At 47.5% G+C, this 20122-nt stretch carries 21 protein-coding genes, 3 tRNA genes and 2 rRNA genes (1 of these 26 cut by a window edge); 20 read left to right on the plus strand and 6 right to left on the minus strand.

The window, feature by feature from the left end:
- A 23S ribosomal RNA gene (locus tag ACV3PA_RS03930) occupies nt 1-2699 on the plus strand (it extends 207 nt beyond the left edge of the window).
- A gap of 46 nt (nt 2700-2745) precedes the next feature.
- Nucleotides 2746-2861: ribosomal RNA gene (gene rrf / locus ACV3PA_RS03935) — 5S ribosomal RNA — on the plus strand.
- A gap of 102 nt (nt 2862-2963) precedes the next feature.
- On the opposite strand, the gene ACV3PA_RS03940 is transcribed toward rrf, so the two are convergent.
- A complete protein-coding gene (locus ACV3PA_RS03940) occupies nt 2964-3425 on the minus strand; it encodes an NUDIX hydrolase (protein WP_456125665.1) in 462 nt (153 codons plus the stop codon).
- A gap of 129 nt (nt 3426-3554) precedes the next feature.
- Between ACV3PA_RS03940 and ACV3PA_RS03945 the strand changes: the two genes are divergently transcribed.
- The 7 genes from ACV3PA_RS03945 to ACV3PA_RS03975 all read left to right on the plus strand — a co-directional run bounded on the left by ACV3PA_RS03945 (nt 3555) and on the right by ACV3PA_RS03975 (nt 7011).
- Nucleotides 3555-3631: transfer RNA gene (locus tag ACV3PA_RS03945), tRNA-Met, on the plus strand.
- Nucleotides 3632-3665: 34 nt separating this feature from the next.
- Nucleotides 3666-3742, plus strand: a tRNA-Met gene (locus tag ACV3PA_RS03950).
- A gap of 119 nt (nt 3743-3861) precedes the next feature.
- Entirely contained in the window at nt 3862-4311 is a 450-nt protein-coding gene (tsaE, locus tag ACV3PA_RS03955) for a tRNA (adenosine(37)-N6)-threonylcarbamoyltransferase complex ATPase subunit type 1 TsaE (protein WP_053454485.1), read from the plus strand.
- Nucleotides 4308-4961, plus strand: a complete 654-nt coding sequence (gene tsaB, locus ACV3PA_RS03960) for a tRNA (adenosine(37)-N6)-threonylcarbamoyltransferase complex dimerization subunit type 1 TsaB (protein WP_456125666.1) — start codon at nt 4308-4310, stop codon at nt 4959-4961. The genes tsaE and tsaB overlap by 4 nt, the downstream gene beginning before the upstream one ends.
- Nucleotides 4954-5409 (plus strand): ribosomal protein S18-alanine N-acetyltransferase, encoded by a 456-nt coding sequence (rimI, locus tag ACV3PA_RS03965; RefSeq protein WP_456125667.1) that lies wholly within the window; start codon nt 4954-4956, stop codon nt 5407-5409. Before tsaB ends, rimI begins: the two co-directional genes overlap by 8 nt.
- Entirely contained in the window at nt 5406-6413 is a 1008-nt protein-coding gene (tsaD, locus tag ACV3PA_RS03970; protein ID WP_456125668.1) for a tRNA (adenosine(37)-N6)-threonylcarbamoyltransferase complex transferase subunit TsaD, read from the plus strand. The genes rimI and tsaD overlap by 4 nt, the downstream gene beginning before the upstream one ends.
- A 28-nt stretch (nt 6414-6441) precedes the next feature.
- The gene (locus ACV3PA_RS03975) at nt 6442-7011 is read left to right on the plus strand and encodes a hypothetical protein (protein WP_238238078.1); all 570 of its coding nucleotides are present in this window, start codon (nt 6442-6444) and stop codon (nt 7009-7011) included.
- A gap of 46 nt (nt 7012-7057) precedes the next feature.
- On the opposite strand, the gene ACV3PA_RS03980 is transcribed toward ACV3PA_RS03975, so the two are convergent.
- The 3 genes from ACV3PA_RS03980 to ACV3PA_RS03990 form a co-directional block, all read right to left on the minus strand.
- Nucleotides 7058-7717 carry a haloacid dehalogenase type II gene (locus ACV3PA_RS03980; RefSeq protein WP_053454480.1) on the minus strand — a complete coding sequence of 220 codons (660 nt, stop codon included), beginning with the start codon at nt 7715-7717 and terminating at the stop codon, nt 7058-7060.
- A 68-nt stretch (nt 7718-7785) separates the two neighbouring features.
- Complete coding sequence (locus tag ACV3PA_RS03985) at nt 7786-8241, minus strand: flavodoxin (RefSeq protein WP_053454479.1); 456 nt, start codon at nt 8239-8241, stop codon at nt 7786-7788.
- A gap of 105 nt (nt 8242-8346) precedes the next feature.
- Nucleotides 8347-8667 carry a winged helix-turn-helix transcriptional regulator gene (locus ACV3PA_RS03990; RefSeq protein WP_023469609.1) on the minus strand — a complete coding sequence of 107 codons (321 nt, stop codon included), beginning with the start codon at nt 8665-8667 and terminating at the stop codon, nt 8347-8349.
- A gap of 183 nt (nt 8668-8850) precedes the next feature.
- Between ACV3PA_RS03990 and ACV3PA_RS03995 the strand changes: the two genes are divergently transcribed.
- Together ACV3PA_RS03995 and ACV3PA_RS04000 are read left to right on the plus strand one after the other, a co-directional pair.
- Complete coding sequence (locus tag ACV3PA_RS03995) at nt 8851-9249, plus strand: DoxX family protein (protein ID WP_456125669.1); 399 nt, start codon at nt 8851-8853, stop codon at nt 9247-9249.
- A gap of 20 nt (nt 9250-9269) precedes the next feature.
- Entirely contained in the window at nt 9270-9863 is a 594-nt protein-coding gene (locus ACV3PA_RS04000) for a flavin reductase family protein (protein ID WP_023469607.1), read from the plus strand.
- Between the two features lie 146 nt (nt 9864-10009).
- Here ACV3PA_RS04000 and ACV3PA_RS04005 read toward each other — a convergent pair whose 3' ends face one another.
- Both ACV3PA_RS04005 and ACV3PA_RS04010 read right to left on the minus strand, forming a co-directional pair.
- A complete protein-coding gene (locus tag ACV3PA_RS04005) occupies nt 10010-10432 on the minus strand; it encodes a hypothetical protein (RefSeq protein WP_053454477.1) in 423 nt (140 codons plus the stop codon).
- A complete protein-coding gene (locus tag ACV3PA_RS04010) occupies nt 10432-12333 on the minus strand; it encodes an ATP-binding cassette domain-containing protein (RefSeq protein ID WP_456125670.1) in 1902 nt (633 codons plus the stop codon). The genes ACV3PA_RS04005 and ACV3PA_RS04010 overlap by 1 nt, the downstream gene beginning before the upstream one ends.
- Nucleotides 12334-12500: 167 nt before the next feature.
- On the opposite strand from ACV3PA_RS04010, the gene ACV3PA_RS04015 reads away from it, so the two are divergent.
- From ACV3PA_RS04015 to ACV3PA_RS04055, 9 genes are all read left to right on the plus strand, one after another.
- Nucleotides 12501-13160, plus strand: coding sequence for a redox-sensing transcriptional repressor Rex (locus ACV3PA_RS04015; RefSeq protein ID WP_023469604.1), 660 nt, complete (start codon nt 12501-12503; stop codon nt 13158-13160).
- Nucleotides 13160-13357: a twin-arginine translocase TatA/TatE family subunit gene (locus tag ACV3PA_RS04020; protein ID WP_029342825.1), complete on the plus strand. Its 198-nt coding sequence runs from the start codon at nt 13160-13162 to the stop codon at nt 13355-13357. The genes ACV3PA_RS04015 and ACV3PA_RS04020 overlap by 1 nt, the downstream gene beginning before the upstream one ends.
- A gap of 7 nt (nt 13358-13364) precedes the next feature.
- Nucleotides 13365-14144 (plus strand): twin-arginine translocase subunit TatC, encoded by a 780-nt coding sequence (gene tatC, locus ACV3PA_RS04025; protein ID WP_029342824.1) that lies wholly within the window; start codon nt 13365-13367, stop codon nt 14142-14144.
- Between the two features lie 103 nt (nt 14145-14247).
- A tRNA-Ala gene (locus tag ACV3PA_RS04030) sits at nt 14248-14323 on the plus strand.
- 221 nt (nt 14324-14544) lie between these two features.
- Nucleotides 14545-18291: a S8 family serine peptidase gene (locus ACV3PA_RS04035; RefSeq protein WP_456125671.1), complete on the plus strand. Its 3747-nt coding sequence runs from the start codon at nt 14545-14547 to the stop codon at nt 18289-18291.
- A 128-nt stretch (nt 18292-18419) separates the two neighbouring features.
- Nucleotides 18420-18578, plus strand: a complete 159-nt coding sequence (locus ACV3PA_RS04040; protein WP_200904908.1) for a hypothetical protein — start codon at nt 18420-18422, stop codon at nt 18576-18578.
- Nucleotides 18579-18698: 120 nt separating this feature from the next.
- Nucleotides 18699-19151 carry a hypothetical protein gene (locus ACV3PA_RS04045; RefSeq protein WP_456125672.1) on the plus strand — a complete coding sequence of 151 codons (453 nt, stop codon included), beginning with the start codon at nt 18699-18701 and terminating at the stop codon, nt 19149-19151.
- 13 nt (nt 19152-19164) lie between these two features.
- On the plus strand, nt 19165-19677 hold the full coding sequence (locus tag ACV3PA_RS04050; protein WP_456125673.1) for a hypothetical protein: 513 nt from the start codon (nt 19165-19167) through the stop codon (nt 19675-19677).
- Nucleotides 19644-20111: a hypothetical protein gene (locus ACV3PA_RS04055; RefSeq protein WP_456125674.1), complete on the plus strand. Its 468-nt coding sequence runs from the start codon at nt 19644-19646 to the stop codon at nt 20109-20111. The genes ACV3PA_RS04050 and ACV3PA_RS04055 overlap by 34 nt, the downstream gene beginning before the upstream one ends.
- The last annotated feature ends 11 nt before the right edge of the window (nt 20112-20122 follow it).

A 20122-nucleotide genomic window follows, 5' to 3' on the forward strand; every position in this document is an offset into this window, starting at 1 on the left:
AGTACCCGGAGGAAGAGAAAGCAAATGCGATTCCCTGAGTAGCGGCGAGCGAAACGGGAACAGCCCAAACCGAAGAGCATGCTCTTCGGGGTTGTAGGACACTCTATACGGAGTCAAAAAGGAAGACAGTAGGTGAAGGACCTGGAAAGGTCCGCCGAAGAAGGTGACAGCCCTGTAGCTGAAACTGTTTTCCCTCCAGAGTGGATCCTGAGTACGGCGGGACACGTGAAACCCCGTCGGAATCCGGGAGGACCATCTCCCAAGGCTAAATACTCCCTAGTGACCGATAGTGAACCAGTACCGTGAGGGAAAGGTGAAAAGCACCCCGGAAGGGGAGTGAAATAGATCCTGAAACCGTATGCCTACAAGTAGTCAGAGCCCGTTAATGGGTGATGGCGTGCCTTTTGTAGAATGAACCGGCGAGTTACGATAACGCGCGAGGTTAAGCCGATGAGGCGGAGCCGTAGCGAAAGCGAGTCTGAACAGGGCGTTCAGTGCGTTGTCGTAGACCCGAAACCAGGTGATCTACCCATGTCCAGGATGAAGGTCAGGTAACACTGACTGGAGGTCCGAACCCACGCACGTTGAAAAGTGCGGGGATGAGGTGTGGGTAGCGGTGAAATGCCAATCGAACCTGGAGATAGCTGGTTCTCCCCGAAATAGCTTTAGGGCTAGCCTCGAGGTTGAGAGTTCTGGAGGTAGAGCACTGATTGGACTAGGGGCCCCCACAGGGTTACCGAATTCAGTTAAACTCCGAATGCCAGCAACTTATACTCGGGAGTCAGACTGCGAGTGATAAGATCCGTAGTCAAGAGGGAAACAGCCCAGACCGCCAGCTAAGGTCCCAAAGTGTATGTTAAGTGGAAAAGGATGTGGCGCTGCCTAGACAGCTAGGATGTTGGCTTAGAAGCAGCCACCATTCAAAGAGTGCGTAATAGCTCACTAGTCGAGTGGCGCCGCGCCGAAAATGTAACGGGGCTAAACATACCACCGAAGCTGCGGATTCCGTAAGGAATGGTAGGGGAGCGTTCCAAACCGCTGTGAAGCTGTACCGGAAGGAGCAGTGGAGCGTTTGGAAGTGAGAATGCCGGTGTGAGTAGCGAAAAGAGGGGTGAGAATCCCCTCCGTCGAAAGCCCAAGGTTTCCTGAGGAAGGCTCGTCCGCTCAGGGTTAGTCTGGACCTAAGCCGAGGCCGAAAGGCGTAGGCGATGGATAACAGGTTGATATTCCTGTACCGCCGATCCACCGTTTGAACAATGGGGGGACGCAGGAGGATAGTGACGCATGCGGATGGAAGTGCATGTGCAAGTTTCAAGACCGTCTGATTGGCAAATCCGTCAGGCATCAAAGTCAAGGAACGATGCGTAGGGACGTAGGTCACGATTTCACACTGCCAAGAAAAGCCTCTAGTGAGGGGGAAGGCGCCAGTACCGTAAACCGACACAGGTAGGCGAGATGAGAATTCTAAGACGCGCGGGATAACTCTCGTTAAGGAACTCGGCAAAATGGTCCCGTAACTTCGGGAGAAGGGACGCTCTACACATGTAGAGCCGCAGTGAATAGGCCCAAACGACTGTTTAGCAAAAACACAGGTCTCTGCTAAATCGCAAGATGACGTATAGGGGCTGACGCCTGCCCGGTGCTGGAAGGTTAAGGGGATGGGTTAGCGCAAGCGAAGCTTTGAACCGAAGCCCCAGTAAACGGCGGCCGTAACTATAACGGTCCTAAGGTAGCGAAATTCCTTGTCGGGTAAGTTCCGACCCGCACGAAAGGCGTAACGATTTGGGCACTGTCTCAACGAGAGACCCGGTGAAATCATAGTACCTGTGAAGATGCAGGTTACCCGCGACAGGACGGAAAGACCCCATGGAGCTTTACTACAGCCTGATATTGAGGCTTTGTGCATGATGTACAGGATAGGCGGGAGACGTCGAGCCCGGAGCGCCAGCTTCGGAGGAGTCACCCTTGGGATACCGCCCTTCATGCATAGAGTCTCTAACTCGCAGCCGTCATCCGGCTGGAGGACCGTGTCAGGCGGGTAGTTTGACTGGGGCGGTCGCCTCCTAAACAGTAACGGAGGCGCCCAAAGGTTCCCTCAGAATGGTTGGAAATCATTCGTAGAGCGCAAAGGCAGAAGGGAGCTTGACTGCGAGACCTACAAGTCGAGCAGGGACGAAAGTCGGGCTTAGTGATCCGGTGGTTCCGCATGGAAGGGCCATCGCTCAACGGATAAAAGCTACCCTGGGGATAACAGGCTGATCTCCCCCAAGAGTCCACATCGACGGGGAGGTTTGGCACCTCGATGTCGGCTCATCGCATCCTGGGGCTGGAGTAGGTCCCAAGGGTTGGGCTGTTCGCCCATTAAAGCGGTACGCGAGCTGGGTTCAGAACGTCGTGAGACAGTTCGGTCCCTATCCGTCGTGGGCGCAGGAAATTTGAGGAGAGCTGTCCTTAGTACGAGAGGACCGGGATGGACGCACCGCTGGTGTACCAGTTGTTCCGCCAGGAGCATCGCTGGGTAGCTACGTGCGGACGGGATAAATGCTGAAAGCATCTAAGCATGAAGCCCCCTCCAAGATGAGATTTCCCTTTGAGTAATCAAGAAAGACCCCTCAGAGACGATGAGGTAGATAGGTCACGGGTGGAAGCATGGCGACATGTGGAGCTGAGTGATACTAATCGGTCGAGGCCTTGTTCTAGCAGATGCTTGTTGATGACTTCAGTTTTGAGGGCGCGAGCCCGTCGTCTGGTGACGATAGCCAAGTGGTCACACCCGTTCCCATGCCGAACACGGAAGTTAAGCACTTGAACGCCGAAAGTAGTTGGGGGCTTCCCCCTGTGAGGATAGGACGTTGCCAGGCACTTGACTGATCTGCAGATTGCAGGTCAGTTTTTTGTTGCAGAAAAACTGGTCCATGGATGCTAATACAACATCCAGCCAGTTTTAAAATACGGAATCTACATTAAATTGTATCGATAAGACGAGGGATGACGTGTTTCAACAGTGCAGCGGCTCGTGCTTCAAGTGAGTCTGGTAGTTGATCGAGTGGAAAATAACGAAGGTCGAGACTCTCTCCGTCGGTCATTTGTAATGTACCGGATACTCCTTTCGCTTGAAAGAGATGGATTACACTATATGTTTGATCGCCATTCGGGTAACGGAAGAAGTAATCAGGACCAGAAAAGACATCTAGCAGTTGAACACTGCGAGCTTGAAGTCCGGTTTCTTCCTGCAGCTCACGTATTGCGACTTCTTCCAGTGTCTCACCGGGTTCCATCGAACCGCCAGGTAGTCCCCAACTGTGTGTATCCGAACGATATTGAAATAACAGTTCGTGTTGTTCGTTCATGACAAGTACGGTTGCTCCAACACTGATCAACGGTCGGTTTCCTACGATTTTTCGTAAATCTAATAAGTATCCCATCTGATCACTCCTTTCGTATCAGTATAGAAGAATATTCATTATGACAGTTAGTAAAAAGAAAAAAGACAAAAAGGCTTGCTAATTTAAAAGACGCATGTTATATTAATATCTGTCGAAACGTTATATCATCGCGGGGTGGAGCAGTCTGGTAGCTCGTTGGGCTCATAACCCAAAGGTCGTCGGTTCAAATCCGGCCCCCGCAACCAATTTTTAAATAATCAAATCCGAAACGTTTATCGTCGCGGGGTGGAGCAGTCTGGTAGCTCGTTGGGCTCATAACCCAAAGGTCGTCGGTTCAAATCCGGCCCCCGCAACCAATTTTAAACTTAACTTCAACTTTACTACGAAACGTTCAGCGTTTCGTATTTTTTTTTGCCTTTTTCGTCCGGTACAATAGAGAAGGACGAACAGTACGTATTAAAGGAGGAGACATCGTATGATAGAACTGGAAATGAACAGCTTGGAAGAAACGACTGCTTTAGCCCTTGAACTCGGACGACGTGCTGAAGCGGGAATGGTCATTACGCTTGATGGAGACTTAGGTGCTGGGAAAACGACATTCACCCAAAGTTTTGCAAAAGGATTAGGTGTGACACGTCATGTCAACAGTCCGACGTTTACGATCATGAAAGTCTATACAGGACGTCTTCCTCTTTATCATATGGATGTCTATCGCCTCGAAGGTTCAGGCGACGATATTGGACTAGAAGAGTATCTCAATGGTGAAGGCGTCGCTGTCGTCGAGTGGTCTGAGTTGATTGCGGACAGCCTTCCACCGGAACGGTTAGCAATCTCGATTACACGAACAGGTGACGATAGCCGTCGTTTTGAGCTGACACCGATTGGAGAACGATACATTACATTATGTGAGGGATTGAAATCATGAAAATCGTAGCTATTGATACATCGACGAAACAATTATCGGTCGCTCTTTCAGACGGGAAACAGATCGTAGCAGAAGCATCGTATGTTACGTCGTTAAATCACGCGACGAAACTGATGCCGTTACTTGAGCGCTTGATGGCGGAAGCAAAATGGACACCGGCTCGACTGACACGCGTCGTCGTTGCTGACGGTCCTGGTTCTTATACGGGATTACGAATTGGTGCGACAACAGCGAAGACGCTTGCCTATACACTCGGTATCGAACTGGTTGCGGTCTCGACACTTGAGTTGATGGCGGCTTCGACAGGTCATACTGGACGTGTTGCAGCGATTCAAGATGCACGACGCGGATCAGGTTTTGTCGGAGTATACGACGCTGGACAACGAATCGGTGAAGAACAACATGTCGAAATCGCCTCTTTTGTAAAGACGTTAACGCCAGATACGCTCGTTACGGGAGACGTCGATGCGTTTGAAGAACTTCTTCAACCATTCGAAAAGGCTGCTCCTGCGTTTCAAACACCGCGTGCTGGAGTGCTCGCTTTACTTGGTGCAACACGCCCGGCAGTAGAAGCACATGCGTTTGAGCCGCGGTACCTGCGCCTTGCTGAAGCCGAAGCGAAATGGATTGAGGCACAACGTCATGAGTAAAATCATTCGCCGAATGACCGTACATGATGCTGCAGGTGTCCATGCCGTCGAAATTGAATCGTTTGCGACACCCTGGACGCTTGATGCTTTTAAAGCAGAAATGACACAAAATCCGAATGCCTATTATGTCGTTGCCGATCAAGACGGCATCGTTGGATTTGCTGGTCTGTGGCATATCGCGGATGAAGGTCATATTACGAATATCGCCGTCAAGCAGTCACATCGCGGACAAGGACTCGGGGAAGATCTGCTAACGGCATTGATCGCAGTCGGTCGTGCACTCGGTTTACGGGCAATGACACTCGAAGTACGTGTCTCGAATACACCGGCGCGGACTTTATATGAAAAACTTGGATTCCAGTATGTTGGCGTTCGAAAACGATATTATCAAGATAACAATGAAGATGCTGCCATCTACTGGCTGGAGCTGGAGGGAGAAGACTTATGACACAACCATTGATTCTAGCAATTGAATCGAGCTGCGACGAAACAGCGGCTGCCGTCGTCCGTGGAGGAACGGATGTCTTATCAAACGTCGTTTCGTCTCAAATCGAAAGTCATAAACGTTTTGGTGGTGTCGTGCCTGAAGTCGCCTCACGCCATCACGTTGAGCGCATTACCTATGTTATTGATGATGCGTTGACGGAGGCAAACGTCACGATCGATGACATTGACGCGATTGCCGTTACGGAAGGACCAGGACTTGTCGGTGCATTACTCGTTGGCGTCAGTGCGGCAAAGACACTTGCTTTTGCGCATAATAAGCCGTTGATCGGTGTTCATCATATCGCAGGTCATATCTATGCCAATCGTCTCGTGCAAGAGCTCGAATTCCCGCTCGTCTGTTTGATTGCATCAGGTGGGCATACAGAACTGATTTACATGCCAGAAGACGGTGTATATGAAGTCATCGGCGAAACACGAGATGATGCAGCAGGGGAAGCCTATGATAAAGTCGCTCGGACGTTGAAATTACCGTATCCGGGTGGTCCACGAATTGACCAGTTAGCACAGACGGGGCAGGATACGTTCCACTTTCCACGCGTTTGGCTCGAGAAGGACTCGTATGACTTTAGCTTCAGCGGTTTGAAATCAGCGGTCATCAATGCCGTGCATAACGCTGAGCAACGGGGAGAAGTGATCATCTCGGAAGATTTAGCTGCGAGTTTCCAAGCGAGCGTCGTCGAAGTCCTCGTGACGAAGGCGATTCGTGCCGTGAAGGATAAAGGGGGACGCCAACTACTACTTGCCGGTGGTGTCGCCGCCAACAAAGGATTACGCCACGGTCTTGAAGCAGCATGTGCGAAGGAAGGAATCGATCTCGTCATTCCACCAATGCACCTGTGTGGAGACAATGCAGCGATGATCGGAGCAGCTGCGATTCATCCATATCGTGCGTTACGCTATTCGACACTTGCCATGAATGCAGAACCTGGGCTAGATTTAAAGTAAGGAATCCGAACAACTTGGGGGAAATGGAATGAAAAAAGTCATCATCGCATTGTTAGCGGTACTGGTCATCGTCGCAATCGGACTTCAGGTCCGAGAAATCGTCAACGCATACCAAGTCGCCTATAAGGAAGAACTCGTACCCGATAAGAAAGCGGTCGAGACGAACACGAAACAACGTCCACTTTACGAAATCGGACGAGCAGAAGGGGAAAAGACCCGGATTCAAAAGTTGTACGCTTTTGATCAGACAGTCAATGGGAAGCTCAGTAACGTCGTCATCGTCGATCGGAAGTATGGTTTAACGAACAAGGCGAGTGATGATTATTTCATGATTGCTTCTGGAACACCGGTGACGGACCAAGAAAAGAAGTCATTCGAACCGATGATTCAAAAGATGGATGCAGAACAAGTTCAAGCAGAGGTAATCTCGAAGCACGAGGTGACGGCTGTTGAAAACAATAAAGAGCGGACCTTAACGTTATTTAAGGTTTTCTATAAAGATACGGATCAAAACGAATACCTCTTCTTCATCGAAAAAGAGGGCGGATTGAAACTCGATCTATTCAAGAAGGGCTACTCGCGTCTTTCGAATTATTAATCCATGAAAACAGCGGATTCCTAAACAGGAGTCCGCTGTTGTTCGTTCATTGCCATTCGGTGATGCCGGTCAAATCGTCATAGATGCGATCCGGATCGAGGTTCAATTCCTCGACGGGAAGTCCATTTCGGTTAATCCATGCCGTTTTGAAACCGAAACTCTTCGCCCCTGTGATGTCCCAACCGTTCGAGGACATGAATAAGACCTCTTCTCGTTTCAGACCGAGTGTGTTTAAGGCGTGCATATAGGAAGCAGGTGCCGGCTTGTATTGTTTAATGTCATCGACACTGACGAGATGTTCGAACCGGTCGGCTAAGCCAGACTGTTCAATCAGTGGATCGAGCATATCGTGCGAACCATTCGAGAAGACGACGAGGCGCTTATCCGCCATCGTCTCGAGAACGGAGCTGACTTCTGGGTAGACATCAAGTGTCAGGTACGTTTCCATGAGAGTCGTGATCTGCTCCTCCGTCACATGGAGTTTCAGTTCGAGTAATGCGTAGCGGAGAGCGTCTTGCGTCACTTGACTGAACGGCACATATTGTCCGTTCAATTGCCGGAGGAAAGAGTACTCTAGTTGTTTCTCCCGCCAGCGTTTACTGATGGCCTCTCCGTGTCCCGGATACAGCTCTTCTGCTTGTTCTTTGACGGAATGGACATCGAATAACGTACCGTAGACGTCAAAGACGAGTGCTTGAATCGTCATAAAACATTCATCTCACTTTCATAAAGTCTGTTTTAAGGATTCCCTTACGTAGTAAATTCAAACGATATTTATGAAAGGACGTGCTGTAAAAAACGATGAAATGTCTGCGTAAATGCACGACAAGCCGCTTGTTTTTCCGGGGTATTCGGATCAAACTCAATCTTTAAGCCATCCGTGGCGATAGTCGCCCCGGCTTCTTTTAGTGCTTCTTCGATCAAGTCAACAGCTGCGCAGTACTTTGGATAATCAAGATCCCCCGAGCCAAAAGCAGCAGCCGGTATCCCGTTTAAAGACTGCTCCCGTAGCTCCTCGACGAAATCTTCTGCTTCATATGGCAAATCACCGTCTCCCCATGTATATGAGCCGAGCAGCAGACCATCAAAACGCGATAAGTCCTCCCCGACGAATTGATCTAGTTCTGTAATCGTCACGTTGACCTCATGTTGCTCAAGCTCACTCTTTATAATCGAGACGATATCTTCCGTATTACCGGACATGCTGACGAATCCAATCGCGATATGCATGCATCTTCCTCCTTTCGTTATACTTCTTCACTTTAATTGATAATGATTATCAATGTCAAAGGTCATATAAAAAAGCACCTCCCGAAGAAGATGCTTTTCTATACATTAGTCTTGTAGTTCGGCCCATTCTTCAATGGAACGAATGACCGGTTCGAGTTGGCGTCCTTTGTCGGTCAAACTGTATTGAATCTTAATCGGACGATCGGGAATGACAGTCCGGATGACGATGCCTTCCGCTTCGAGCTCCTTCATACGTTCCGTGAGCATACGACCTGATAATTCGGGAATGGCATCTTGAATCTCATTGAAACGGCATGTCTTCGTCAACAAGTGACGTAAAATCAGACCTGTCCATTTCTTACCTAAGATTTCAAAGGCATGTTCGACTTTGGGACAAAGAGCCGGTTGGATTGCGACTTCTTCCATCAGCACTCATCCTTTCTATAGTTGTAGTATACCCGCTTCTGTTAAAAAAATCGAATCATTTTACTTAATGTAACAAAAAGAACTAAAACAAATCTATTTACTTTTAGTAAGTGATAAGATATAGTCTGTTTATTGAGTTACTTAAAGTAACTAAAAAACATTAGGTAAAAGGAGAAGATAGCAATGATGGATACAGGACTTTTAATTATTCGTTTAATCATCGGTTTAACATTCGCTGCACACGGTACACAAAAATTATTTGGTTGGTTCGGTGGACATGGCATCGCTGGAACAGGCGGTTGGTTCGAATCAATCGGCATGAAGCCAGGAAAAGCACTCGCAATTACAGCGGGTCTTGCTGAATTGATCGGTGGTTTGTTGTTCGCAGGTGGTGCTTTTCTGTGGATCGCTGCCATCCTCATCATCGGTTCGATGCTTGTCGCAATTGTTAAAGTACACGGTACGAATGGTTACTGGGTGACGCAGAACGGGTACGAATACAACATGGCATTGATCGTCATCGCCCTTGGCGTAGCGATGATCGGTGCTGGAGACTATTCACTCGCTGCACTCATCGGGTGAGGAAAAAAGGTGGGTCATTCATGAAGTTTGAAGCATCAACGCTTAGCGCAAAAGACAACTATAAATTATTGATTGGCAGTATTATTCCACGTCCGATTGCTTTCGTGACGACGCAAGGGGAAGACGGGACGGTCAATGCCGCACCATTTTCCTTCTTTACCGTCGCATCGAGCAGTCCACCACAACTCGTAATCGCCGTACAACGGACGGATCAAGGACAGAAAGATACGGCCCGTAACATTTTGGCGAAACAAAGCTACGTCATCCACATCGTCAGCGAAGAGATCGTCGATGCGGTCAATGAAACAGCTGCACCACTGGCTTACGGTGAAAGTGAGCTGAAGCGGACGGATTTAACACTCGTTGATAGCGACGCGATCGAAGTACCAGGAATCGCGGAAGCAAAAATTCGGTTCGAGATGCGCTTGACGCAACACGTCGAGCTAGAAGGTGCCGATCTTTTGATTGGTGAAGTACTGCGCTATCACGTCGCGGATGAACTCGTCGAGTCGTTCCGGATCGATGCGGCAGGATTAAAAGCTGTCGCGCGTTTAGCAGGGAACGATTATGCGACGATCGGGAAGACGTTTACGATTGCCCGACCGACAAAATGATAGAAGCATGAATACCTGATACATTGTACGACCCATCTTGAAGACGAAGGTTTCGATTCCAACAAAAAGGAGTTGAGATACCGGTTTATCTCCCGGAATCTCAACTCCTTTTTCTCATATCGTTCATCTAATTAGTTGGTCGGACTTCAAGGTTGCGGATCGATTTCATTTGAAGAAGTCTCTAGTCCGTGGCGTTTACTGTATTGGTAGCCATCGAGCAAATAAAAGACAATGGCCAGTGCCCAAATGCCGACACAGCTGATCAAGAAAGCGATGATCGGTGAGACACTCCCATAATACGATAAGATCAACGGATCATTAAGTTCAACGAATAGCTGTGTCGTCAGGAGCGTACAACAAAGTCCGGAGAGCAGACTGACGAGAAGACCGCTCCATGTCTGGATGACGAGTCCGATCATGCAGGAAATCAAGAGGAACAAAGGAAGTGCAGCATTAAAGGCATCTGGTCGGATAAAGACGGACACATAATCTGCATACAAAGGGACGAAATAAAGAACACCGGATAGTAATCCTAAAATGAGATTGATGAAAAAGCTTTTCGTTCGCATCAGTGTTGATTCTCCCATCGTTCCATCAATTCGAGCAAATCGATATCAATCTGATCACGTTCTGCTGAAAGCGCCGTCGCTTTCGGAATATCATTGAAGACTTCCGGCTCGCACAGCAACTGTTCAATTTCCGCCGAACGTTGTTCAAGCTGCTCGATGTCTTGTTCAATTTGTTCGATTTGCTGACGGCGTTTCTTTTCTTCCTTTTGTGCTTCTTTATCGATCGTCTTCGATGCTATGACTTTTGCCGCTTTTGCTTCCTCGGCTTCGAGGCGAGCGATTTCTTCTTGTTCCGCCTTCTTCTCCGTGTAGTACGAATAATCGCCGAGGTACTCTGTCACACCAGCCTCACTCATCTCGATAACGCGTGTCGCGATCCGGTCGATGAAGTAACGGTCGTGGGAGACGAATAGTAGCGTCCCTTCATAGTCGACGAGTGCATTTTCAAGAACCATCTTCGAATCAAGATCCAAGTGGTTCGTCGGCTCATCGAGGACGAGGACGTTCGTCTTGCGTAATTTCAGTTTTGCGAGCGCGAGACGTCCACGTTCTCCACCTGATAACTCATGGACGATTTTGAAGACGTCGTCACCGCTAAACAAGAATTGTCCAAGGACAGAACGAACTTCTTGTTCGCGCATCAGTGGCCATTCGTTCCAAATCTCATCGATGACACGATTTCGGTCATTGAGTTCTGCTTGCTCTTGATCGTAATATCCGATCGAGACGCCGGTTCCGAAACGGAAATCACCGAAGAGGGGACGTAAGCGACCGACGAGGACTTTTAAGAGCGTCGACTTCCCGATTCCGTTCGGACCAACGAGTGCGAGCGATTCGCCACGTTGCAAACGGAACGTGATATCTTTTGAGACAGCTTCTTCATAACCAATCGCCAGTTGATTGACTTGCAGGACGTCGTTACCGCTTTGTTTTTCAATCGGGAAGGAGAGGACCGTACTACGCTCATCCCCATCCGGTCGATCGAGCCGATCAACTTTCTCGAGTCGTTTTCGAACGCTTTGCGCACGTTTTGTCGTCGTCGCCCTGGCGATATTTCGTTGAATGAAGTCCTGCATCTTCGCGAGCTCTTCTTGTTGCTGTTCGAACTGTTTCATTTCTTGATCGTACAATGCCGCTTTTTGTTCCAAGTACTTCGTATAGTTCCCCGTGAACTTACGACAGACATTGCGGGAGAGCTCATAGACGACATTGACGACTTGGTCGAGGAAGTACCGGTCGTGCGAGACGATCAGGACGGCACCACGATAACCACCGAGATAACTTTCGAGCCAAGCAAGCGTATCGATATCGAGGTGATTGGTCGGCTCATCGAGAATGAGGAGTTCTGGTGCTTGCAAGAGCATCTTCGCTAAAGCGAGCCGTGTCCGTTGACCACCAGATAACGTCTGGATCCGGCGTGAGTAATCGTCGGGATAAAAGCGCATTCCGTGCAAGACAGAGCGAATATTCGCTTCGAACTGATAACCACCAGCTTCTGAGAAGTCGTGCTGTGCTTGATCGTACGTCTTCAAGAGACGATCGTAAGCGACAGGGTCGTTCAAGATATGTTCCATCCCCATTTCGATTTCCATCCGGCGTAGTGTCCGTTCTTGTTCTTGTAAATGTTCAAAGACGGTCAGCATCTCGTTCCAAATCGATTCATTCGATTCAAGACCACTGTCTTGCGCGAGATAACCGATTTTGACGTCCTTGCCCTTCATGATGTCGCCCGAGTCGTGACTCAGTTCGCCAGCGATGATTTTGAGCAAGGTCGATTTTCCGGCACCGTTTCGCCCGACAAGCGCAATTCGGTCACGTTCTTGTACTTCTAGTTTGATATTTTCTAAAATCGGCTCGACGCCGAATGATTTCGAGAGTTGGTTGACTTGTAAGAGTATCATTTCCATCCATCCTTCCACCCTTTAGTCTATCACGAACAAAAGCACGAGGTCGTGCGGAATATATTATTTGTGACTCTATGTGAAGTGGTTTACAATCAAGAAGAGTAGAAAGCTTTTTGCAAAGATTTGGGTGCCACGTTGGATGTGGCCGAAGGGGGAACTGCAGGATGAATGGACCAGACACAAAAATTCCACAAGCGACAGCAAAACGGTTGCCGCTATATTATCGCTTCATCCAAAGTTTATACAATTCAGGTAAGCTCCGCGTCTCTTCTGCTGAGTTAAGCGAGGCGGTGAAGGTTGATTCAGCAACGATTCGTCGCGATTTTTCCTACTTTGGGGCACTAGGGAAAAAGGGGTATGGATATAACGTTCAACATCTCTTAACGTTTTTCCGGAAAACCTTGAATCAAGATGAGGTGACGAATGTTGCCTTAATCGGGGTCGGTCATCTCGGAACAGCGTTTGCAAATTATAACTTTTTAAAGAATAATAGTACTCGGATAGTCGTTGCGTTTGATGCGGACGAAGAGAAGGTCGGAACAACGACGCATGACGTTCCAATCTATCATGTTTCGGACATGAAAGAACAAATCGAAGCGAATCAGGTCGATGTTGCCATCTTGACGGTTCCATCGCAGTTCGCACAGTCAGTAGCGGATGAGTTAGTCGAGTATGGTGTGACAGGTATTCTGAACTTTACGCCTGCACGGTTGAACGTGCCAGCGAGCGTCCGGGTCCATCACATCGATTTATCGATCGAGTTGCAGTCGTTAGTTTATTTCATGAAGCATTATTCGCAATCAGCTGAAGGAGTGAAATCATAATGGAAAACCTTATCCCGCTCACATTAGGTATCGGACCTGCGAGCATCGGATTAATCGCAGTCGTCGCGTTGATCATCTTCGGACCGAAGAAGTTACCAGAATTCGGACGTGCTGCTGGTCAGACATTGAAAGAGTTCAAGAATGCCACGAACGGTATCATGGACGACGATAAAAAGGACGAACCGAAAGAGAAGTGATTGAATCATGACGGTTGATCAAGAGCAAAGCATGACGTCGCACCTTGACGAACTCCGGAAACGGATCGTCTGGTCGCTTATCATCGTCGTCGTCCTGTTCGCTGTCGCATTTCCGCTCGTCCGACCGCTCGTTCGTTTTCTACAAGCGGACTTAAAAGAGCTCGGCATCGGTTTGAATGCCTTCAACGTCGCCGATCCTTTAATGTTGTATTTGAATCTAGCGTTCATCATCGCGTTGATTTTAGCGTCACCGTTCTGGATGTATCAACTCTGGGCATTCGTCCGACCAGGACTTTATGACAAGGAGCAAAAAGCGACACTGACGTATATTCCAGTCATCTTCTTTCTGTTTTTGGCTGGCGTAGCCTTCTCGTATTTCTGGTTGCTGCCCTTCTTGCTTGAAGTCTCAACGGATCTCGGGAAAGAGTTAGGGATCGAACAAGTCATCGGGGTTGAAAACTACTTCAGTTTCTTGATCCGGCTGACAATGCCATTCGGTCTTCTTTTCCAATTGCCGGTCGTGACAATGTTCCTGACACGTCTTGGTCTCGTGACGCCATATTTCATGCGAAAGAATCGGAAATATGCGTATTTTGCGCTGTTCGTCGTTGCAGCATTGATTGCACCGCCGGACGTGACGTCACACTTGATGATCTCGGTTCCATTGTTCGTTCTCTATGAGATCAGCATCTTGATTTCTGCGCGAACGTACAAAAAGGTCTTGATCCTCGAGCAACAGGCAGAGCTTGAACGACAGGCGGATTTGATGCGTGAACTGAATAAATGAATCGTGAATTCCTCCGACGATTTTGGGAGGAATTCTTTTTTATGAAAGCGTTATTTTTATATTGATAAAGCAGTTAGTGATGCGTATACTAAAGATAATTCATGGGGGCTTAGCTCAGCTGGGAGAGCGTTTGGCTGGCAGCCAAAAGGTCGTCGGTTCGATCCCGATAGTCTCCACCAAATTCGTACACTTCAAACTCTTGAGGATTCAAGAGTTTTTTTGTTGCTCTCGAAATATGGAAATGAAATATAACATGACAATAAAAACAAATAATTATATAAAACAGACAAAACTGAATTGTTTATTTCCATCTATTTCATTAAACTAAATATACAGAATTTTCGTTTAACTGTTTTGTGAGTAGTACTATTATGGTTTTTCAGAAAAGGGGAAAAGAAGCATGAAGAAGAAGATTGCGCTTATGGCAGCCGTCTTGATGACGTCTTCCAACTTAGTCAGTGCTCAAGGAGCACTGTCTTCGCAAGACAAGGCAAGCGGTCAAAAACCTCAAGCCCTCTCACTAAAGAAAACAGGACAGGAGAAGGTGTATAAGCAGTCCGATAAGGTTCGTGTCGTCATCGAGATGGAGCAGAAGCCAGCCATTCAAATCGCACAGGCACAAAACAAGCGGTATAGCACATTGAGCAATGCCGAAAAAGAGTCGATTAAGGATCGTCTTGTTACCGTTCAGAAGTCAGTCAAGTCTGCCATCGCGAAACAAGCGATTCCGGTGACGTATAAAGAAAGCTTCACGACTGTTTTGAATGGATTTAGTGGAGAAGTAAAGTTCGGGGATATTCAAGATATTAAAAAGTTAGACGGGGTCAAGGATGTACATATTGCGCACGAATATGCGCGCCCGAAAGTCGATAAAGGCGCAAAACCAGACATGTTATACAGCAAAGATATGGTTAATGCAAAGGAAACATGGCAGGACTACGGCTTCAAAGGGGAAGGGACGATCGTAGCTGTCATCGATACGGGGATTGATCCGTCGCATAAAGATATGGTCTTGAGCCCGGAGACGAATGTGGATTTGACATCTTCTAAAGTCGAAAGTGCCAAAGAAACAAAAGGACTAAAGGGAAAGTATTTTACGGAAAAAGTACCGTACGGCTATAACTACGCTGATCACGATAGTGAAATCCGTGATTTAGGGGCAGGCGCATCGATGCATGGGATGCACGTTGCGGGTACGGTCGGAGCAAACGGGGATGAAGCAAACGGTGGTATCAAGGGGGTTGCTCCTGAGACACAATTGCTAGCAATGAAGGTATTCGGAAACGACCCAGGAATGCCATCTACATTTAGCGATATCTACATCAAAGCAATCGATGATGCGATTGCCCTCGGTGCGGATGTCATCAACATGAGTCTCGGATCGACGGCATCGTTCGTCAATGCGGATGATCCGGAACAACGCGCAATCGTCAACGCGATGAACAACGGGATTTTATGCGCGATCTCTGCCGGGAACTCGGCATTTACAGGACATGGTGCAGGCAATCCGTATACAGCGAATCCTGACATCGGTGTCGTAGGATCTCCAGGGCTGATCAGCCAAGCGTTACAAGTCGCATCGCTAGAGAATACGAAATTGACGCTTGAAGGCATGGCACTGACGATCGACGGACAGGATGCTGGTTACTTGGCGTATCAAAAGCAGGACTCGCCGAATCCGATTAAGGTGTTCAACAAGGAGAAGCAAGACGTCATCTATGTCGGTGATGGTCAAGCATCGAACTACGAAGGAAAAGATGTCAAAGGCAAAGTCGTCTTTGTCGTGCGTAATGGCAGCTTTAACTACGGTATGATCCAAGCAGAAGCGGAGAAGCAAGGGGCAGCTGGGGTCATCGTTCGTGGACGAGTTGATCACGGGGATTATGTCAGTATGGCACTCAACAATCCGACGATTCCGATGGTGACGCTCAGTATCGCGGACGGGAACGATCTTGAAGCAAAAGCAAAAGCAGGGAAAGCGATTGCTGTGACGTTCGATGGAAAAGCAGTCTCAGCAGATAACCCAGTAGCGGGCGAGATGTCTGATTTCACATCATGGGGTGTGACACCGAACCTTGATTTCAAGCCAGAAATCACGGCACCAGGTGGGAAAATCTACTCGACACTTAACGATAACGAGTATGGTGTCATGAGTGGTACTTCGATGGCAGCACCGCACGTCGCAGGAGGAACAGCACTCGTCATGCAGCGAATCGCAAAAGACTTTAAGGTCAATGGCGCGACACGCGTGAAATTAGCGAAGAATATTCTCATGAACACATCACGTCCACAGCTTGATAAAGGGCAATATAACGCTGAAGCAAAAACAGGTAGTTTCTATTCGCCACGTCGCGAAGGTGCTGGTTTAATGGATCTTCATGCTGCGATGAAAACACCAGTCGTCGTCACGGAAACGAAATCAGGTGAAGGAAAGGCTGCACTCAAAGAAGTCGGTGAGAAATTCACGTTTACGCTTGATTTGAAAAACTACAGTAGCGAAAAAGTGACGTATCAATTAGCCGGTACGGTTCAATCGGATCTTGGTGCAGAAGGAACGAACTTCCTTGAAGCAAACGGTATTTTCAAGAAAAATTCAGTGGATGCAGTCGATCCGAATAAAGGAACATTCCCAATCTCATTCGCGGTCGGTTCGAAAAAAGCAAGTTCTGTCTCCATCAATCCTAAGAGCTCAACGAAAGTAAGCGTATCGGTCGATTTGAAAGATACAGTCGATTGGGCAAACGGTCTTCCACTTGAGCAAGTCTTTGAAAATGGGTACTTCGTTGAAGGTTTCGTTCGCTTGATCGATACGAAGAGTAAAAATCCAGAATTGACGGTTCCATACGTCGGATTCAAAGGAAAATGGGATCAAGCACCGATCATCGATGCGCCGCGTTATGACGAAGAGAAAACATTCTACGGATTAACCGGACTAGCGACAGAAGTAAAAGATGATTTCGAGTTCCTCGGAACGAATACAGCAGGAAAAGTCGTTGAAAACAAGGTCGCGTTCTCGCCGAACAATGATGGTAGTGTGGATGAAGCGTTCCCAGTTCTCTCGTTCCTGCGTAATGCAAGAAAAGTCGAGTATTCGATTCTTGATCGTAATAAAGCAACACTTCGTAAATTAGATCTACAAACAGACGTCGTGAAGAACTATTATGATAGCGGTTCGGAAGATGGATTCACACCAGTCACAAGTGCGGCTTGGGATGGAACAGTCAATGGAAAACCAGTAAAAGATGGGCTTTACTATTACCAAGTCAAATCAGTCATCGATTATCCGAATGCGAAGTGGCAGTCGAATCTCTTCCCAGTCTATATCGATACGAAAAAACCAGCAGCAACGGTTCAATGGGATACTGCAAAAGAAACACTTTCATGGACAGCGGGCGATCAAGGAACCGGTGTAGCGTCGTATGACATTCTCGTCGATGGAACAAGTGTCTTAAAACAGCCGCTTGCACCAACAGAAAAAGTATATGAACTCAAAGGTCTCTCGAAGTCTGCGAAGATTGATTTCGTCGTGAAGGATTATGCTGGAAATACAGTGACGAAGTCCGTGAACACGACAGGAATCGATAAAGCAGTACCGACTGTCCAAATTGATACACCAGTTGCACTCGGTCTTTCGACATCTAAAGTGGTTAATATTGCCGGTCATGTATCAGATGAGTCAGGCATCAAATCATTCAAGATTAACGGAAAAACGGTTCAGCTCCGTTTTGACGCAGCAAAACAGCAGTATGTGTTCAGCCACGATGTGACCTATACGAAAGATGGTGTCAAATCGTTTAAGGTTGAAGCCTATGATGGAAAAGGAAATCGCTTAGTATTTAGCCGCCAAGTCATTCTGGATTCGACATTACCGACATTAAAAGTGACAGCACCAAAAACAGTATCAGCCAAAACAAAGACAGCATCCCTTAAAATTGTTCTCCAAGATAACTATGATGAGATTCGATTTGATATGAATGATAATGCCGTATATCGTCATACATTCAAGGAACCATATCAGATGAGAGCCTTTAAAAAGACGATCACGAAAAAAGTGACGCTCAAAAAAGGTAAAAACACGTACAACTTGAAACTGAAGGATCTCGGTGGACACGTTGTTACGAAAACAGTCGTCATTACGAAAAAATAAGTAACTGAAGATAAAGTCAGATGGGTATCCGTCTGGCTTTTCTTTGTGTAACGAAGCGCTTTGACGGGTTTATCAGACGAGCGGAGGGGGAATTTTAAAAACAGAAACAAGTCAGAGGGGGAACAACCATGAATCCGTTTACGACCTTAATCGCCTTCATCGTAGGGTGTCTCGTCTTATATCTTGGTATCCGTGATCGAAACGGCTGGTTAATTGGCGTCGCGATGATACCGCTCGCGATTGTTGCCTATAGCGTCATCTATCTGATCATCCAGGTCAGTGCGTAGTCTCTAATGAAAGATGTCTTGCCCGAAGCGGCAGGACGTCTTTTTTTTTCGAAAATCGCACTACAGTTGAAACCAATGCAGTAAAATGTAAGTATATGACAGTATAGGGGGCGGGAGATCATGGAACACGTACATACACAAAGGGAAGCATTAGCGACGTTGTACGAAGAGATGCACCAGAAGACGAAGACCGGCATGTGGATCATGCTTGCGGCATTTCTAGCACTTAGCAACACACTGGAGAAACCAGTCTACGCCATGATCGTTCCATTACTGTACTTTGGCTATGACATGTTCGTACAACGCAAGCGGTTCGCGCTTGTAGCAGAGTATACCTCACAGGCTTCAGCAAGACGGCTCTATCAGGTGCATGTGTTAATCGGTATCTTACAATATGGGGCGCTCGCCGGGTTAATCGTTTGGGCAGTCGATCGACCGAATACATCCTTCTTGATCGGACTGATCATCGTTGTCATCCCGTTCTACTGGATTTGTCGAAAAACGCTAGAGTTCGTCTCACGAAAAATCGATCCAACATATGTGACGGAAAAAGAAATTAATCAAGCCCGTTAGAGGAGATGATTTTATGCAAACGGCTCGTGAAGAACGTCTACAAAAACTAGCCCTCGCGTACCGGGACGTCGAGTGGCTGGGAGTACGCTGGTACTGGAACGTATTTATGTTCGTGACGGTTGGTATCTTGATTGAGTGGAGCAATATTGGAGCTTTGATTCTATTGATTCCCGCTGTCTTTCTCGGATCAGATTTTCGTTATCAATTAAAAAAACGAAAAATTTTAGAAGGTTATATCTCATCAAAAGCACAGATTCGCCGGCAATTTCTACTTCGGATCGGTAGTCACGTCTTGCTGTATACCGTATTGACGATCGTCATCATTCAGACGATCGATAGACCATTCTGGCAGATGTTTGTGGCAATCTTTACGATTTTAACACCGCTTTACTTGATCAGTGAATGGATCATCCGACGCGACGGAAAACGTGATCCAGATTATATCAGTGACGTTGAAGTTGCCCGCCTCGTCAGACAGAAAGGAACTTCACAATGGAACACTTATTCGAGCGACAAGCACGTCTGAATTTATTGGTACGTCCTGTGCGTGTCATCGCTTATTTCTTTTTGATTCCTGGATTGATTTTTGCGGTACCTGCTTGGTTTATACCGGAAAGTTCATCCGTCTTTCTCCCAGTCATGTTCTTTTTTCTCTGCGCGACGGCAGTCGCTCGGGAAATCGTTCGGCTACGACTCATGAAGTCGTATTTAACACCATCTATCTATCAACAGACTGTTCAAAAGGTCGCCCGTCTGACAATCATCGGTTATGTCGTGGCATGGCTGATCGCCGTCGTCATGCTGTCGATTCCAAGTGCCCCTGGGTATTTATTCGTCGTCTTCCTTTTTTGGATTGGTGGAGTCAGTCTTGGCGTCACTCGACTGAACCGGTTAGCCAAACAAATCGATCCGGCGTACGTCACGATGGGGGAAATCGAACGCGCGTGGTGGAAACGGTAAAGCAAAAAATC

The organism is Exiguobacterium sp. EA-TM-5 (assembly GCF_053878415.1).

What these genes read in the sequence shown, in the direction of transcription:
- ACV3PA_RS03940 (WP_456125665.1), bottom strand. Translation starts at nt 3,425, where the DNA reads ATGGGATACTTATTAGATTTACGAAAAATCGTAGGAAACCGACCGTTG.
- tsaE (WP_053454485.1), top strand. Translation starts at nt 3,862, where the DNA reads ATGATAGAACTGGAAATGAACAGCTTGGAAGAAACGACTGCTTTAGCC.
- tsaB (WP_456125666.1), top strand. Translation starts at nt 4,308, where the DNA reads ATGAAAATCGTAGCTATTGATACATCGACGAAACAATTATCGGTCGCT.
- rimI (WP_456125667.1), top strand. Translation starts at nt 4,954, where the DNA reads ATGAGTAAAATCATTCGCCGAATGACCGTACATGATGCTGCAGGTGTC.
- tsaD (WP_456125668.1), top strand. Translation starts at nt 5,406, where the DNA reads ATGACACAACCATTGATTCTAGCAATTGAATCGAGCTGCGACGAAACA.
- ACV3PA_RS03975 (WP_238238078.1), top strand. Translation starts at nt 6,442, where the DNA reads ATGAAAAAAGTCATCATCGCATTGTTAGCGGTACTGGTCATCGTCGCA.
- ACV3PA_RS03980 (WP_053454480.1), bottom strand. Translation starts at nt 7,717, where the DNA reads ATGACGATTCAAGCACTCGTCTTTGACGTCTACGGTACGTTATTCGAT.
- ACV3PA_RS03985 (WP_053454479.1), bottom strand. Translation starts at nt 8,241, where the DNA reads ATGCATATCGCGATTGGATTCGTCAGCATGTCCGGTAATACGGAAGAT.
- ACV3PA_RS03990 (WP_023469609.1), bottom strand. Translation starts at nt 8,667, where the DNA reads ATGGAAGAAGTCGCAATCCAACCGGCTCTTTGTCCCAAAGTCGAACAT.
- ACV3PA_RS03995 (WP_456125669.1), top strand. Translation starts at nt 8,851, where the DNA reads ATGATGGATACAGGACTTTTAATTATTCGTTTAATCATCGGTTTAACA.
- ACV3PA_RS04000 (WP_023469607.1), top strand. Translation starts at nt 9,270, where the DNA reads ATGAAGTTTGAAGCATCAACGCTTAGCGCAAAAGACAACTATAAATTA.
- ACV3PA_RS04005 (WP_053454477.1), bottom strand. Translation starts at nt 10,432, where the DNA reads ATGCGAACGAAAAGCTTTTTCATCAATCTCATTTTAGGATTACTATCC.
- ACV3PA_RS04010 (WP_456125670.1), bottom strand. Translation starts at nt 12,333, where the DNA reads ATGATACTCTTACAAGTCAACCAACTCTCGAAATCATTCGGCGTCGAG.
- ACV3PA_RS04015 (WP_023469604.1), top strand. Translation starts at nt 12,501, where the DNA reads ATGAATGGACCAGACACAAAAATTCCACAAGCGACAGCAAAACGGTTG.
- ACV3PA_RS04020 (WP_029342825.1), top strand. Translation starts at nt 13,160, where the DNA reads ATGGAAAACCTTATCCCGCTCACATTAGGTATCGGACCTGCGAGCATC.
- tatC (WP_029342824.1), top strand. Translation starts at nt 13,365, where the DNA reads ATGACGGTTGATCAAGAGCAAAGCATGACGTCGCACCTTGACGAACTC.
- ACV3PA_RS04035 (WP_456125671.1), top strand. Translation starts at nt 14,545, where the DNA reads ATGAAGAAGAAGATTGCGCTTATGGCAGCCGTCTTGATGACGTCTTCC.
- ACV3PA_RS04040 (WP_200904908.1), top strand. Translation starts at nt 18,420, where the DNA reads ATGAATCCGTTTACGACCTTAATCGCCTTCATCGTAGGGTGTCTCGTC.
- ACV3PA_RS04045 (WP_456125672.1), top strand. Translation starts at nt 18,699, where the DNA reads ATGGAACACGTACATACACAAAGGGAAGCATTAGCGACGTTGTACGAA.
- ACV3PA_RS04050 (WP_456125673.1), top strand. Translation starts at nt 19,165, where the DNA reads ATGCAAACGGCTCGTGAAGAACGTCTACAAAAACTAGCCCTCGCGTAC.
- ACV3PA_RS04055 (WP_456125674.1), top strand. Translation starts at nt 19,644, where the DNA reads ATGGAACACTTATTCGAGCGACAAGCACGTCTGAATTTATTGGTACGT.